This window comes from Microbacterium sp. CH12i, from assembly GCF_000685355.1.
Taxonomy (GTDB): Bacteria; Actinomycetota; Actinomycetes; order Actinomycetales; family Microbacteriaceae; genus Microbacterium.
On record NZ_JHET01000006.1, the window covers coordinates 1 to 13,340 of the forward strand.

Annotated in this window: 17 protein-coding genes; 1 reads left to right on the forward strand and 16 read right to left on the reverse strand. The window is 65.8% G+C overall.

Features of this window, described 5'->3' with window-relative positions:
• The 3 genes from DC31_RS06425 to DC31_RS18410 all read right to left on the reverse strand — a co-directional run.
• A partial coding sequence (locus DC31_RS06425; RefSeq protein WP_036278398.1) for a conjugal transfer protein TrbL occupies positions 1 to 1,128 on the reverse strand: 1,128 nt, incomplete at its 3' end.
• Between the two features lie 30 nt (positions 1,129 to 1,158).
• On the reverse strand, positions 1,159 to 1,428 hold the full coding sequence (locus DC31_RS06430) for a DUF6112 family protein (protein WP_036278399.1): 270 nt from the start codon (positions 1,426 to 1,428) through the stop codon (positions 1,159 to 1,161).
• 180 nt (positions 1,429 to 1,608) lie between these two features.
• The gene (locus DC31_RS18410) at positions 1,609 to 1,839 is read right to left on the reverse strand and encodes a hypothetical protein (protein ID WP_036278400.1); all 231 of its coding nucleotides are present in this window, start codon (positions 1,837 to 1,839) and stop codon (positions 1,609 to 1,611) included.
• A 95-nt stretch (positions 1,840 to 1,934) separates the two neighbouring features.
• Between DC31_RS18410 and DC31_RS06440 the strand changes: the two genes are divergently transcribed.
• Positions 1,935 to 2,621 carry a hypothetical protein gene (locus DC31_RS06440; protein WP_152545361.1) on the forward strand — a complete coding sequence of 229 codons (687 nt, stop codon included), beginning with the start codon at positions 1,935 to 1,937 and terminating at the stop codon, positions 2,619 to 2,621.
• A gap of 34 nt (positions 2,622 to 2,655) precedes the next feature.
• On the opposite strand, the gene DC31_RS06445 is transcribed toward DC31_RS06440, so the two are convergent.
• From DC31_RS06445 to DC31_RS06505, 13 genes are all read right to left on the reverse strand, one after another.
• Positions 2,656 to 2,922: a DUF6112 family protein gene (locus DC31_RS06445; RefSeq protein WP_036278404.1), complete on the reverse strand. Its 267-nt coding sequence runs from the start codon at positions 2,920 to 2,922 to the stop codon at positions 2,656 to 2,658.
• Positions 2,922 to 4,100: a M23 family metallopeptidase gene (locus DC31_RS06450; RefSeq protein ID WP_036278406.1), complete on the reverse strand. Its 1,179-nt coding sequence runs from the start codon at positions 4,098 to 4,100 to the stop codon at positions 2,922 to 2,924. The genes DC31_RS06445 and DC31_RS06450 overlap by 1 nt, the downstream gene beginning before the upstream one ends.
• Before the next feature lie 6 nt (positions 4,101 to 4,106).
• Positions 4,107 to 4,802 carry a hypothetical protein gene (locus tag DC31_RS06455; RefSeq protein WP_036278826.1) on the reverse strand — a complete coding sequence of 232 codons (696 nt, stop codon included), beginning with the start codon at positions 4,800 to 4,802 and terminating at the stop codon, positions 4,107 to 4,109.
• 73 nt (positions 4,803 to 4,875) lie between these two features.
• Positions 4,876 to 5,907, reverse strand: coding sequence for a ParB N-terminal domain-containing protein (locus tag DC31_RS06460; RefSeq protein WP_051606514.1), 1,032 nt, complete (start codon positions 5,905 to 5,907; stop codon positions 4,876 to 4,878).
• Positions 5,908 to 5,939: 32 nt separating this feature from the next.
• A complete protein-coding gene (locus DC31_RS06465) occupies positions 5,940 to 6,809 on the reverse strand; it encodes a hypothetical protein (protein ID WP_036278408.1) in 870 nt (289 codons plus the stop codon).
• A gap of 84 nt (positions 6,810 to 6,893) precedes the next feature.
• Positions 6,894 to 7,163 carry a hypothetical protein gene (locus tag DC31_RS20490; RefSeq protein ID WP_442921866.1) on the reverse strand — a complete coding sequence of 90 codons (270 nt, stop codon included), beginning with the start codon at positions 7,161 to 7,163 and terminating at the stop codon, positions 6,894 to 6,896.
• Positions 7,150 to 8,004, reverse strand: a complete 855-nt coding sequence (locus tag DC31_RS06475) for a DUF2637 domain-containing protein (protein WP_442921867.1) — start codon at positions 8,002 to 8,004, stop codon at positions 7,150 to 7,152. The genes DC31_RS20490 and DC31_RS06475 overlap by 14 nt, the downstream gene beginning before the upstream one ends.
• The gene (locus tag DC31_RS06480) at positions 8,001 to 8,909 is read right to left on the reverse strand and encodes a bifunctional DNA primase/polymerase (protein WP_036278409.1); all 909 of its coding nucleotides are present in this window, start codon (positions 8,907 to 8,909) and stop codon (positions 8,001 to 8,003) included. Before DC31_RS06480 ends, DC31_RS06475 begins: the two co-directional genes overlap by 4 nt.
• Complete coding sequence (locus tag DC31_RS06485; RefSeq protein ID WP_036278411.1) at positions 8,909 to 9,991, reverse strand: ArdC-like ssDNA-binding domain-containing protein; 1,083 nt, start codon at positions 9,989 to 9,991, stop codon at positions 8,909 to 8,911. Before DC31_RS06485 ends, DC31_RS06480 begins: the two co-directional genes overlap by 1 nt.
• A 245-nt stretch (positions 9,992 to 10,236) precedes the next feature.
• Positions 10,237 to 11,172, reverse strand: coding sequence for an AraC family transcriptional regulator (locus DC31_RS06490; RefSeq protein ID WP_235201379.1), 936 nt, complete (start codon positions 11,170 to 11,172; stop codon positions 10,237 to 10,239).
• Between the two features lie 86 nt (positions 11,173 to 11,258).
• On the reverse strand, positions 11,259 to 11,633 hold the full coding sequence (locus DC31_RS06495; RefSeq protein ID WP_051606518.1) for a thiamine pyrophosphate-dependent enzyme: 375 nt from the start codon (positions 11,631 to 11,633) through the stop codon (positions 11,259 to 11,261).
• A gap of 37 nt (positions 11,634 to 11,670) precedes the next feature.
• Positions 11,671 to 12,582: a glycosyltransferase gene (locus DC31_RS06500; protein ID WP_051606520.1), complete on the reverse strand. Its 912-nt coding sequence runs from the start codon at positions 12,580 to 12,582 to the stop codon at positions 11,671 to 11,673.
• Positions 12,572 to 13,339, reverse strand: coding sequence for a patatin-like phospholipase family protein (locus DC31_RS06505; RefSeq protein WP_160173213.1), 768 nt, complete (start codon positions 13,337 to 13,339; stop codon positions 12,572 to 12,574). The genes DC31_RS06500 and DC31_RS06505 overlap by 11 nt, the downstream gene beginning before the upstream one ends.
• Between the last annotated feature and the right edge of the window lies 1 nt (position 13,340).

A 13,340-nucleotide genomic window follows, 5' to 3' on the forward strand; every position in this document is an offset into this window, starting at 1 on the left:
GGCACCAGCTCCGGCTCCTGCACCGCTCGCGCCGGCTCCGGCGCTCCCGGAAGCAGCCGCACCGCCGGACGCGGCAGGTGCCGCACTGGACGCAGTTGGTGTAGCCCCACCGGCGGAAGGTCCCGCACTGCCGCCGCCTCCCGCGAATGTGTCGCCGGCGCCATCGAGCACTTTCTTCGCCCCGTCGGTCTTCGGAGCGGACGGCACAGGGACGGGACGGTTGAGCGCGGACTTAGCTTCTTGCTCCGCGCTCAACGAGTGGTACATATCGAAACCGATGAACGTGACGAACTTGTACGTCATGTACGGAGCGAACGCGGCAATGAACATCAGCACGACCCCGGCGATCGGGTCGCTGATCGATGCCAGATCAAGCTCAATCGGAGCACTCACTTGGGTGATCGCGACGAGGAAGATCACCACCAGCACGAGCTTCGACAGGATCAGGGCGATCACGAACGTCGCCCACTTCCCGAACCAGCCCTTGGTCGCATCCCACGAGAACCCAGCGAGAGCAATCGGGGCGAACACGATCGCGACCAGCAGCAGGGCTTTGCGGATCAGGAGGGAGAACCACACGATCGCAGCCGCACTGATGGCAAGGCCGGCGAGGAAGATCGTGACGATCGCCCCGACACCGGGCGCGGCGATGTTGATCCCCGCGAACCCCGCCGCAAGCAGGGTGATCCGGTCGCCGATGGATTCCATCGTGTTCCCCGTGGCCTGCACGATCCCGACCGCGAGTTGATCGGTGATCTCCAAGAGCAGGCCGGTAAGACCGATGGCGACGAAGGAACCGAGGATGCTTTTCGCGGCTCCGAGGGCGGCGCGGGTGAGGGCGGTGGGGTCGCGGTGGATGAGGCCGGTGATCAGTTGCAGGCAGAAGAAGATCAGCACGACGAACACCGCGACCCCGAAGAGGATGTTGTAGACCCCGACGTAGCCTTCGTCGGTGACGTCGACGAGGGTGGTGGTGTCGAACACCGCCCAGACCGCCTCGAATAGCCACGCCGCCGCCCCGCCCATCGCCTGGGCGAGCCAGTCGAACGGGGCGGCGATCAAGGTCGCGGCGCCTTGGCCGACGGTGTCGCACACGGCCGAGATCACCGGCACATCACACACACTCACCGCATATTCCTTCCCTCGTACGCGATGGGGTTAGACGGCTTGGCCGACGCCCCAGAAGAAGTTGATGAGCGTCACCGCTGCACCGCAGATGATCGCCGCCCCGCAGGACACGAGGACGCCGACCTTCCCTCGCGACGCGAGGTGCGGGTTGGAGGAGTTCGCGCCGAAGCCCCACACGATCGCTGAGATGATCAGGGCGAGGACGGAGAGGATCAGGCCGACGGTCATGACCGCGCCGACGATGATGCGCAACTGCTCGATACCGGGAAGCCCGGTACCGTTCGGATCGATATCAATCACAGGGATGCTCCTTCGGCTGACAAGCCGGCACTCGCCGGACTTGTCAGCCAGGTGCACCCCGCGTCCCTCGATACGCTGTGTTGGATGGGGAATCTTGATAGATCAGTTCTTGTAGAGCGGAGTGACGGCTTCGACTACGGCTATGCAATGAACTGCGTCTGCGGGAGCGTTTCGGTTCTGTCAGCGGAGGACTATTTCGCCGAGGCAGATGGGGCTCACATGACGTGCGCGCACTGTGGCGCCAGCATCCACTTCGGGATCGCCGTTGCCGCACTCCGTGATCATGACGATCCTGCGCTTGATGATGAGGCGGTGACCCGCTTTGCCTGGTACCACACGAGCACTGAGCCGGAATGGCCGTCGCCGGACTATGCCCGCCGGTTTGTCGAGGAACTGGAACAGAACGACCATCGTCCGATAAAGCGGGATCACTACTCTCGTTTCACACGACGAAGGCGCTACACCTTGGCACCTACGAGACAGCAATTGAGAACATGCTCCGACGCATGCACGACGAGCACGACGGCGGTTCCCAGTTCTACCTTTACCGTGTCGCGATTCGACTCCAACCAGGCCGCATCAACCCGGGCTATCGAGACGAAAACCACGATGAGGCAGCGCAGCTGAGCATTAGCGACCTCGACAGCGACGACCTCGACGCCGTCCGGTACCTCAACGTCCACGAAGGAACAGGCGTCCTGTCGCTCGCAATCCGCCCCGAGACCATTGATGCTGTCCAGCGCATTGCTATCCCGCCTCATGACCTCACCTTGCCTTTGATCCCTCATCTCCTCGACCGAGATTTCAAGGATCTGGCGCATGCTAAGGGTGAGATGGAAGCAGCACAGGCGAAGGTCGAATCGATCCCGCACAGTCGTCGCCGGATGATGTACTTCGGCGTCTACGATGATCCGGGCGGTCTGGCGAAGAAGGCTGGCGATCTTGAACATCGGTACATCGATCTGTGGCATCAACTCGAGTGCCGACTGGCTGAAAACTACCTGCCGGGTGTATCGCCGTCCATCCAGCGGGATTTCAACGAAGCGATGGCCAGTTGGAAGAGCGCTAACCCGACCGTTGAACCCGAGGAATTCGCTTCGAGATATCGATCAATGACCGCTCTGCTCGAAAGGAGCGTCGACGTGATCGGTCAGGTCTCTCGCCAGCCTTGGCGAGACCTACGCGCTTCTTGACTCAACGGACATATCCAGCGGCCGTAGCTCGCCTCTATAGCGTCTCACCGACACCCAGGAGGAAGTTGACCCAGGCGACTCCGGCTCCGGCGAGGGCTGCGGTGCCGAGCGCCACCCAGACCCCGATCCGTGCTTTGGTGGCGGTGTGTGAGTTTCCGGTCGAGGATGAGATGGCCCAGATGATCGCGGAGACGATCAGCATGAGCACGGCGATGATGAGTACGAACATCAGCAGCGCGCCGACCACCGTACGGAGGTCGCGGGCGGCGCCGACGCCGCCGAAGTCGGGGAACACGTCCATCAGCGTCCACCTCCGCCCAGGGTGCAGGACGCACGGGAGGCGTTGCCGCCGGTGATGCCTTCGGCATCGTGGTCGGTGAGCCATTGGTCGGAGTCGATCGCGGGCTGCCCTTGACCTCCGGGCCGGATTTCGAGGTGGAGGTGGGGTCCGGTGGATTTTCCGGAGGAGCCGACATCCCCGATGTGCTGCCCTGCGGTGACGGTCATGCCTTCGGTGACGTGGATTCCGTGCTCCCACATATGCGCGTAATACGACGCGACACGTTCCCCGCCGACGGTGTGCTCCACGATGATGAGTCCGCCCCAGTTTCCGGTGTATCCGGCGTGGGTGACGATCCCATCAGCGACGGCGTAGATCGGGGTGCCGTCGGCGGCGGCGAAGTCGCTGCCGGAGTGGAAGGCGGACTCGAACGTGATGGGGTCGGTGCGCCACCCGAACGGGCTGGTCCGCACCCAGGAGGCCTCCGGCAACGGGAACACGACTCTGGTGGTCTCCGGCACCACCACCTCACCGCTTCCGCCGCCGCCTGATGGTGCGGGGCGGGTGAGGGCGGTGAGGATCGCTTCGGCGACCCGCTGATAGTTCTGATACCGGTCCGGGTACGCCGACACCTCGACGGCTTGGGCGGCTTCGCCTGGGTCGAGTTGCTGCCACCCCGGAATATCCAACAGCCCTCTCGGTGAGGGGTAGTTGGGGCCGGTGGGTCCGCCGTAGAACGCGCGGGCTTGGTAGTTCGGGTCCATGAGCTCGGCGACGGGGCCCCATCCGGCTTGCGGGCGCATCTGAAACAGACCGAGAGAGTCATGATCGGAGGCATCCCCATCGTTGGGATAGGTGCCGGATTCGGGGTAGGTGCCGGTGTTGGTGAGCATCCGCAGGTGCGACTCCGTGAGCGCTGCCATCAACGCGATCGCCACCCCTGCACGCCCCACCCCATCCGTCTGTCCACCGACGGTGATGATCGTGGCGGCGTGGGTGAGCTGCTGACGATTCAGCGTCACCGTCTCACCGTTGCGCGTGGTCGCGGTCAGTGAGTCCGGGATCGGCCCGACGATCAACGACCCCGGCGCGCACGCGGCGACGGCGGGGTTGGCGAGGACGGCGACGGAGAGGAGAACGGTCGCGGGACCGAAAAATGCGGCAGCGACGGCGAGGGCTGCGAGGAGCTTCTTGAGCATGGCCGGTCACCGCAGCGGGTTGTCGAGCTGCGACAACCGCAACAAGAGACAGGTGTCGGTGATCGGCTCAGCCAGCGATGGCGCGGAGGCGCGTTCGGGGGTGCAGGTGAGGAACACGGTGAACGCAACCGGGTGTGTTGTCGTGACCGGATCGGTGCCCCAGTAACCGGTGCGGTAGCGGGTGCCGGAGATCGTGTACGCGACCGCACCGTCAGGAATCTGCCCCGGAACAGCCTGCGCCACCGCGTCATCCCATGCGGCAGGGATTTCGATGGTGTCGATGGTGAGCCGCTGCCGGGTCTGGTGGGTGCGGAGCTGCGCCCACACCTCTGCCGTCGGCAGGTACGCGCGGACGTCGGATGCTGCGCCGTCTGCCTCGGTGTCGGCGGTGACATCGGCGAGCATCTGCGCGTAATCGGCAGGCCCATACCCGCTGGTCGTATCCCAGGTGAACAGCGCCTCGGCCACCGCCACCGCGAACTCCTCCGGCCCGCCGAGCGCGACCACCGGCTCCGGTTCTGCCGGGACGAGTACCGGGCTCGTTGCCGTCGGGCCATCGGTAGAAGTGGGTTCAGTGGGTTCGGTGGTCTGGGGTCCGCGGATGAGTCCGTAGACGCCGACGCCGATGAGGAGGAGCAGGATGAGGCCGCCGGCGATGGCGGCGATGAGCACGGCGCGGCGGCGGCGAGCGGTGGGGTCCATCCTGGTGTCCTTCCCGACGAGATTCGGATCACCAGACAGGTGCACCACAGCACTCAGGGAGACGGCGGAGGGTTCAGGCGGTTTCGCGGCGCACGTTTCGCGCGGTGCGGGCGGTATCGAGGAACGCGATGGTCGCGGTGACGGCGTTCTCGAACATCGCCCACTGCTCACCCGATAGGGCCGGGCCGATGGTTTCGGGGTTGTAGCGTTCGGTCCAGGTGGAGAGCTCGTCCCAGAGGTACACGAACGACCGCACCGGCAGGAACTCCCGCGGCTGCTCTTCGACAGCGTGGAGCCGTGCTGATGCGAGCTGGGCGGGGCGCTTCTTCGTCGCAGTCTTCGCACGCTCGACAGCGAGCACCGCAAGACGTTCCAGATCTGCCGGCCGTACGGTGTCTTCGAGCTCCCGGAGACGCGCCGCTCCTGCGGCTGCGGTGTCGCGGATGCCTGCCGGTTGGGCGGGGTCGCTGGCGAGGGTGTCGAGTTCGGCGAGGGCTTGTGCGGCGCGGATGCGATGCTGCGCTCCGGTGATCGACTCGCCCGCGTCGATCCGGTCAAGTTCCTCCCGTGCCCGCTGCTGTACGTCGTCGGGCTGCGCAGTGTCAGCGGCAAGGTTCTGCAACTCGTTGATGCGTTCCAGCGAGGTGTACGCGTTGCGGCCGGTGACCATGAGCGCGGCCTGCTGCCTGGTCTCGCCCTTTTGCGGTGCCGCCACGGTGGCGGCACCGTGTGACCTGGGGTTTTCGTGTTTCGAGGTGAACCGTGACGCTTCCTGCCGGCCAGTCGCATCCTCGACCATGAGGGATTTCAGTTCGGCGAAGAGGGTGGCTTCCTCGGTGCGAGTGAGAGGCTTGTGCAGGAGGTTGTCGTCCTGTTCGGCGAGGAGCTGCCCGAGGGTGGTGGAGATGCCGGAGCGTGCCCACACGTTCACCGTCTTCCACCCGAGTCGACGGATCGCGGCCAAACGTCTGGCACCGCAGATCAGCATCCCGTCCGGGGTGATCGTGATCGGCTGCAACAGCCCATCCCGTGCAATCGACTCCACCAGCGCGTCGAGGTCGCCGTAGTCTTCGCGGTGGCGGCGGCCGGCCCAGATCGAGTCCACCGCCCTCTCCAGCTCGATATGCCCCGACTCGGTCACGGCCGTCCCCGCATCACGCCGGGTGCGGCGATCGTGATCGCCACTTTCAGGTCGGCATCGTTGAACAGGTGCCGGAGGGAGTCGCCAATCAACAGCCGCAGCAACACGCCACGGCCCGCGTTCGTACCGGCAAGGTGCGCGTCAGGGGTGCCGAGGATGATCCGCAGCAGCCGGTACCAGGACGGTCCGGGGAGGTCGAGCAGGGCGCGGGCGTGCTGGTCGCGCCGCAGCGACTCGTACGCTCCCGCACGAGAGACGGACTCTGCGAGGCGGGCGCAGATGCACTCGACCGCCGCTCGTGCGACCTCTGGCTCCCACCCATACCAGCACAGCAACGCGATCGTGTCCTCGACCGCCGACTCCACCCCCGTCGACCCCGACACCTTCACGCGGTCGTCATCGCCGTCGTCGTCATCTTGTGCGAAGGGGTCAGCTCGGAATGCGGGGTGGTAGTCGGTGAGGGGGTTTTCGCGGTCGGAGAAGCGTTCGGCGTCATGGAAACTCGAGTACCTGGGCCTGCGGGCCTGATGCACGGAACACAGCAGCCCGTTGGCGCGGTTTTCTGCGATGCAGGTGATCTGCACGGCGCGGGTGATGACCGCCCACGGATCATCCGCGCGCCGCACCGAGGGCGTGCGCATCGCCTCAAACGCGGCAGCCGCCGCCTCCCACGGATCGAGGCCGTGCTTGCGGGCGAGCGCGGCGTACTTGTCGGCCGCGTGCCGCATGAGTACTGCTGCATCGGGGTCCGTCCGCCAGGCGTCGGGGCCGGCAGTGGTGAGGCGGGTGAGGAGCTCGCGGAGTCGTTCTGAGTTCTCGAACCCATGCCCGCGACCGTCACGGCGTGGGGTGTGGGGTTGTGACATGGTGGTACCTCCTGACAAGCAGGTGCGCACCGGCTCCCCACCAACCCCAATCCCGTCGCGCCACTGTCTTCTGCGCATGGCGGCTCACCCCAGCCCGATTCCAGATGGTCGCACCCACGACGGCGAGCGCGGCCGATCCTGCGGCTCGAACACATCGAACGACTCGAACACCGACGACCCCGCAGGTGCCGCTCGTTCCGCTCGGCGATCCCGGATGTCACGGGTACGGTCGCGGGTCATCCGGTAGGTCTGACCCGGCGCGCGGCGGGCACGGTGCGCGAGCTCGGTTTGAAAGTTGATGCCGCGGCCAGCGATCCTGGCGGTACTCGACGCGATCAGATCAGTCGGACGCACCCACGCGATCCCGCGCCCCACCCGCGAACCAGGGGCAGTAGCAGTTCCAGTGAGGGAGGGGTCGCGGTGCACGGCGAGCGCCGATCGCTCCGCCTCCCCACCCCCAACCATCTCTGGCCGCGTCTCCGGTAGTTCCGTGCGGCTCGTCTCTGCGTTCTCGTTCACGAGGTCTCCTCCTTGCTAATGGCCGGGGTGAACCAACGGCGACGGTCGAGGGATGCACGCCCAGATGCCGGGCGATCTGCTTGTTCGACCACCCCTCCACCTCCCGCAACTTGGTCGCCTCCGCCCGCCGCTCACGCACCGACTCCACCGGCAACACCACTGCCTGCGCCGGCTCAACTTCCGGCACGACGATCGGCCCCGAGGAAGTGGTGGCTTCGACCGGAGCATCCTCGATCGCGTTCGCGGCGCGCACGGTGGTGGGGCCGGTGAGGATGACGGTGAGGTGCGTGATCGCCAACAGCACCAGCGGCGGGATCGCAGCGACCGATGCTGCAAGAACCGCCGGTATGTCGGTGTCGGCGGCGATGATCGCGTGGATCGCGTTCGCCGTGACCGACACGACGGCGCCGGCGACGAGGAGCGTCCAGGGGTACCAGGTCGGGCGGGACTGGTTGGCGAGGGCGACGACGGCGACGGTCGCGACGACGATGATGCCGTCCACGATCAACGGCCACGCCCACGCCTGCCCCGCCTCGATCCCAGACCGTCGCGCAAGATCAGCCAGTGCGGTGAACGACAGCCAGAACGCGCCGGCCCCGATGAACACCGTGCCCGTGATCGCCGTGACCACCGCCAGACGGCGGCCCCGCGGCGAAGCAGCTCCAATGGCGGTCATGGCAGCATCCGTCCCGGTGATCCGCGCATCATTCGCCGCTCGTGGACCCCAGGTTCCGCTGTGGTTCGGGGCGTGGGGTGGGTGGTGCGGTAGGCGGAGCGGATCGTGGCCGTGATCTCCCGCGACCCCAGCCCTGCATGCTCCGCGGCAGGCCCCAATGCGTCGAGCGTTGCGTCGGGCGGGGTGCCAGCTTCGGCGAGGCGGCACGCGGCCCAGAACAAGCCCCGGTTCCGTTCACCCTCACCACGACCGGCCAACCATCCGGCGAGCACCTTCGCATCCGACCCCCGCCGGTCAACCCGAGCCGCACGGGTGCGATCAGGAGGCAACGGAATGTGGGGGTCAAGGAACGCGCGCAGGCCTGTCACATCCACCGGCGCGGGAGTGTCGCCAGAGGTGACGATCAGTCGATACCGTGCCCGCACTCCGCCGGGGCGCAGCACCCAGGAAGGCGGGGCGATGACGTAGCCGCCGTCGCCACGGAAATCGACATGCGCCCGTGCCGCCTGCCACGACGACTGCACACGATCCGGGGCTGATGGGTAATAGGCGTGCAAGCCGCCGGACGGAGTGCGCACGAGCGCCGCCCACCCCGCCGTATACCCTTTGCGGTGCGCTTCGCGGAATGCAGGGAATCCGGTGCCGGCCCGGTGCACGTCGACATCGACAACCTCGATCCCAGAGGCGGCACCGGTGGGAATGCCGATGTTCGCCGCCGGCCATCTTGACCACCACGCCCCGACCTGCCCCAGATCGATACTCGCGTCGTGGAACCCGCGGCGTACGAGAGGGCGCTTCTCACCCGGCACGCACGGAAACACTGGCACTCCAACCGAGGCGAACCGCGCGGCAGCATCAGCGAGCGTAATCCTGCTCACCTCAGCAAACACGTCGATCGCGCCCATCACAGACTCCTCACCGCGCTCACTGCGACACGATGCGGCTCCTCCGTCAGAGGGGCATCGCTGCGTGCTCGTTCAGGCGCAGCAGGCTTCCTGGACGGCGTATGGCGGCTCAAACCGGGAGGGTCGCCGTTGCCGACCTGGTCCGTGGGGAGCTGGTCGAGGATCGACGCGGCGGTCCTTCGGACGCGTTCGCCGGTGGCCTGCACCACTTCGACTGGGGACTTCTCCGGCACTGTCGCCGCCCACACCGACACGTAAGGGATCGTGTAGTCGCTGCTGTCCATGCCGTGGGCGGCGGCGACCATCAGCGCGACCGAGTCCGCCTCGACCTCTCCGATCCCGCGATGCGCAACACCGTCCGGATTCTCCGGCCCATGCAGCAGGACATGTGCGAACTCGTGCAGGAGCGTCTTCACCTGCGCCGCCTCGGGCATGTTCTCCCGCACCGCCACCGTGTTCGATTGGAAGTCGGTGAGACCGTTCGCGCCGTGAATTATGCCCTCGTGCGGCACCCGCAACACCGTGAACCCCTCCGCCTCCAACAGCGTGGCGACGCCCTCCCAGAGCCCGTCGGGCGCCTCACCTTTCAGCAGGCGCGGTGATGGAGGTGTGGGGATCGGGTCGCCGCCGGTCTGTGAGACATCCCAGACATAGGCGGGACGGGCGCCGACCATGCGAGACCGCACCGCCTCACCGGGCTTCGCCTTCTCGAACCGGCCGAGCCTGCGCCACGAGTCCGCTTCCTTTGGCGTGAACGAGGCGAACCGGCCGGTGACCGGGGCGAGGATCATATACCCCGGCTGGCCCTTCTCGACCTGTCGACCGAGCATCTGCCATTGCTTGAACCCCGCCACATAGGTCGGTACCGGCTCCGGCACGCGGCCCGACTCGAACGCCGCCTGATGCTGCGCGAAGATCATGAGAGTGTTGTTGAACGAGCGGGCACGGAACCGGGCCGCGAACTCCAACGCTCGTTTCCAATCCTCGCCCGACACCAACGACTGCACCGCGCCGGTGAGCTGTTCATGCAGCGCGTCGAGCTTCGCGTCCCGCGCCGCGTGCTGTTCCTCAGTGGTTGCCACCGTCGTCCTCCCTTCAGCAGGCACCTGCACACGGCGGGTGACCTCTGCGACCAGAAGGTGCGCGAAGGGACTCAGGGAACGCAATCGAGACGGACGACGGACAGACTGTGAGCGACCGTCAGGTGCATCAGTGAACCCGACGTGGTCAGCCCACCTCTACCTCAGAAGTAGCCGACCTGGTGATCCGAGCGCGGGATCATGGTCGTTTCGCCCGGAAGAGCGCGCGTTCCCTCGGGGTTCAACGACTACGGGGAATTGCGGCTGATTCGGCGATACTCGCTCGGAGTGACGCCGATGCTGCGGCGAAACTGTTGCGCCGCAAAGTCAGGATCACCCCACCCGACCGATGCCGCGATAACCGAGATCGGTGAGTTCGTGCCCTTGAGTAAATGCGCCATGTGTTCCGCACGTAGCATCGTCAGATACGCTATCGGCGACTTCCCGAACGCCTCTGTGAAAACGCGCCGCAGTTGTGAGGGAGATAGGTGTACCGCGCCTGCCAACTCGGGCACTGACCAACGGCGATCAAGCTCGCGTGCAAGGAGGTCAGCAGCCGTCCGAGCCTCTGCCCGCAGCGGTCCAAATGCACGTTGCCTGGGCACGGACGGCACGACCGTGCTTCGCTGCGTTGAGGTGATCCGATGCCCAGTGACGGCGAGGTGCGGGACCACGACATCGAGCACTGCGGAGAGGAGCGCCTGCGCCCGGTAAAAGTGCCGCGCTTGCAGGCCGTCAACGCTCAGCGCTGCGAGTTCGTCTAGCCACGGCATCAGTAGCCCGGCACGGTCCTCACCGATACGGACGATCTGCGCCGGTTCCGCGTAATTCGTATCGAGAAAGTCGCTGGCATCGAGGCGGTCCTTGAAGAATGCTGCGTACTGCCAGAACACTTGATCGATCAGATAGTCGCGATCCAGGTACAGAGTTGTCGTCGTTATCCACCCCTCGGGCTCGGCCCCACAGAGAGTGTTCGCCGCGAGAACGACGACGTCACCGAGGTTGACGTGAACGCAGCCGAACTCACTGAACAAACGGGCGCCACCGGCTCGAACGATAATGAACTTCACGCAATCGAATGCGATCGGCGCGACGGAGCGATGATCGCAACGAGTACGCGCGAGGATCGGCACGAAGATCTGCCGAGAATCCTCAGACTTATCGGTCTCCGCGGTGCCTGTCACTCGCTATTTCCTGCGTCGCGAGGGGCCAAGCGTGTTGCCGCCGTTGAGCACGTCGGAAGGCTGTGAATAGTCACGTCGTGCAAGCTTCACGACTCTGGGGTCGTGAACGATCTCTCGTAGGCCGTGATCCAGCGCTGCTGTTCGGCTGTGACTGGATGCGGTTCCGAGTAGACGTGCTCGAACATGCGCTCAGGTGAAGGGTCAGGGAGGGCAAGCAGCCGCTGCCTGATGTCCATCGCGTGTGCGGCGTTGTTCTCGTCGATGCCATCGAACACGTCCTCGGTGACGCCTTGCGCTGCGAGATGTGCCCGCAGGCGTGGGATCGGATCCCTAGCCAGCCAACGGTCGTACTCCTTGGCGGAGCGGTACTTCGTCGGGTCATCGGAGGAAGTGTGAGGGCCAAGGCGGTAGGTTTGCGCTTCGATGAGGGCTGGACCCCCGCCGTCGCGGACCCGGTTCATGACTTCGCGGGTGACCGCGTAGCTGGCGAGGATGTCGTTACCGTCGATCTCGTAGCATCACGAATACTGTCGCCTGATGATGAATCTCGACGAGCCGTGTGTCGCTCATATAACCGTGGAAGGTGACACGTCCGGCCAGCCCAAGGCGACGCGCTAAGTCCTCCAAGCGTGCCCGTTCGACACCGCTGCCGACGACGTCCAGGTGTGCGCGATGTCCCTGCGGGATGAGAGAAAACGCCGTCAAGAGGGTGCTGAGGTTTTTCTCAGGGTCGAGGCGTCCGACGAACAAGATCCGGTTGGTGATCGGGCGTATGGTTTTTGGGATGAAACGGTCGAGGTCGATGCCGCAAGACACCGGCAGCACGTGGCGCAGTCGTGCTTGCGTTTCGAGGTAGCGAGCGGCGGTGGGTGTGGGACTCGTGACGATATCTGCTCGTGAGTAGACGGTGTTGGCGAGGTTCCATCCGAACCGTGTCAGTCGAGGGTGGAGCCGTGCGGGAAGGCCGCTGAATTCGACAACGTTGTCGGGCATGACGTGATTGGTCGCGACGATGGGGACGCAGAGTCGGTCTGCTTCATAGGCGAGGCCGCGGCCGATGTCGATGTCGATGAACGATTGCAGGTGCACGACGGTGGGCCGCACCTCGCCGAGGATGGTGCGCACCTGCCGGCGCACTTCCCAGGGAGGTGTTACTCGGAGCCATTCGTGGAACGGCCACCGCAGGCTCCGCAGCCGATGCACGATGATCCGCTGCCCGCCGTAGATCTCGACACCGGAGGTGGAACGCATGCAGGAGGCGGGGGCGATGACGTGCACCTCGTGTCCGCGGCGGGCGAGTCGGACGGCGTGGTCTTGGGTGAACCGGGCGGCACCGTTGATGTCAGGAAAGAAGGTGTCAGCGCCGATCAGGATACGCGACGGGTTCAGGAAGGAGTCGTTATGCGGCACAGGACTGCTGGTCTTTCCATTCGGTGAGAGCTGTGCGCGCGGCGGCATAGCCGGCGTCAATGATTCTCGGGACATCCGCACGGGACCACTGGGAGGCTCCGTCAAGGTCCGGGCGGATCATCAGCACGTTCCGTGAGGACTCCAGGGTGGCAATGTGCGCCGAGGACGGCACCAGCGGAACGCGTTCCCACTCGGGGCGGAGGCGGACAGCGATCGTGAACGTCGCACCAAGGTGCTGGGCGGCTTCGATAGGGAGATTCGCGGCGAGCCCTCCGTCGACGAGGACCCGGTCGTCGATGACGACTGGGGAGAACACGCCGGGGACCGCGATACTTGCTCGCAGTGCGCGCCCCAAGGGACCGGCCGTCAGGTGGACCGCTCGGCGGCTGCGCAGATCGGTGGCGACCGCTGCGAAACGGCGTGGGAGTTCCTCAATCTGGGGCTCCCCTCCGAGACGGTCGATCGTGCGGAGCAGTGCGGCGCTGTCCAGCAGTCCCAGTCGTGGCGTGGGCCTCAACCAACCGAATGTGGACCAGTCGGCTTGCCGCACCGTCTCCTCGATCTGCGCCAGTGGAAGGCATGCAGCATACGCAGCCCCGACCAGAGCACCCGCGCTGGTGCCGGTCACTACTCGCGGTGAAAGCCGCAACTCCCGCAACGCCAGCAGCACCCCTACGTGCGCTGCCCCCAGGGCACCGCCGCCGCCGAGAGCGAGACCGAGCACGGCCCGCTCACGCGTCGCGAGTCCTGTCACCATC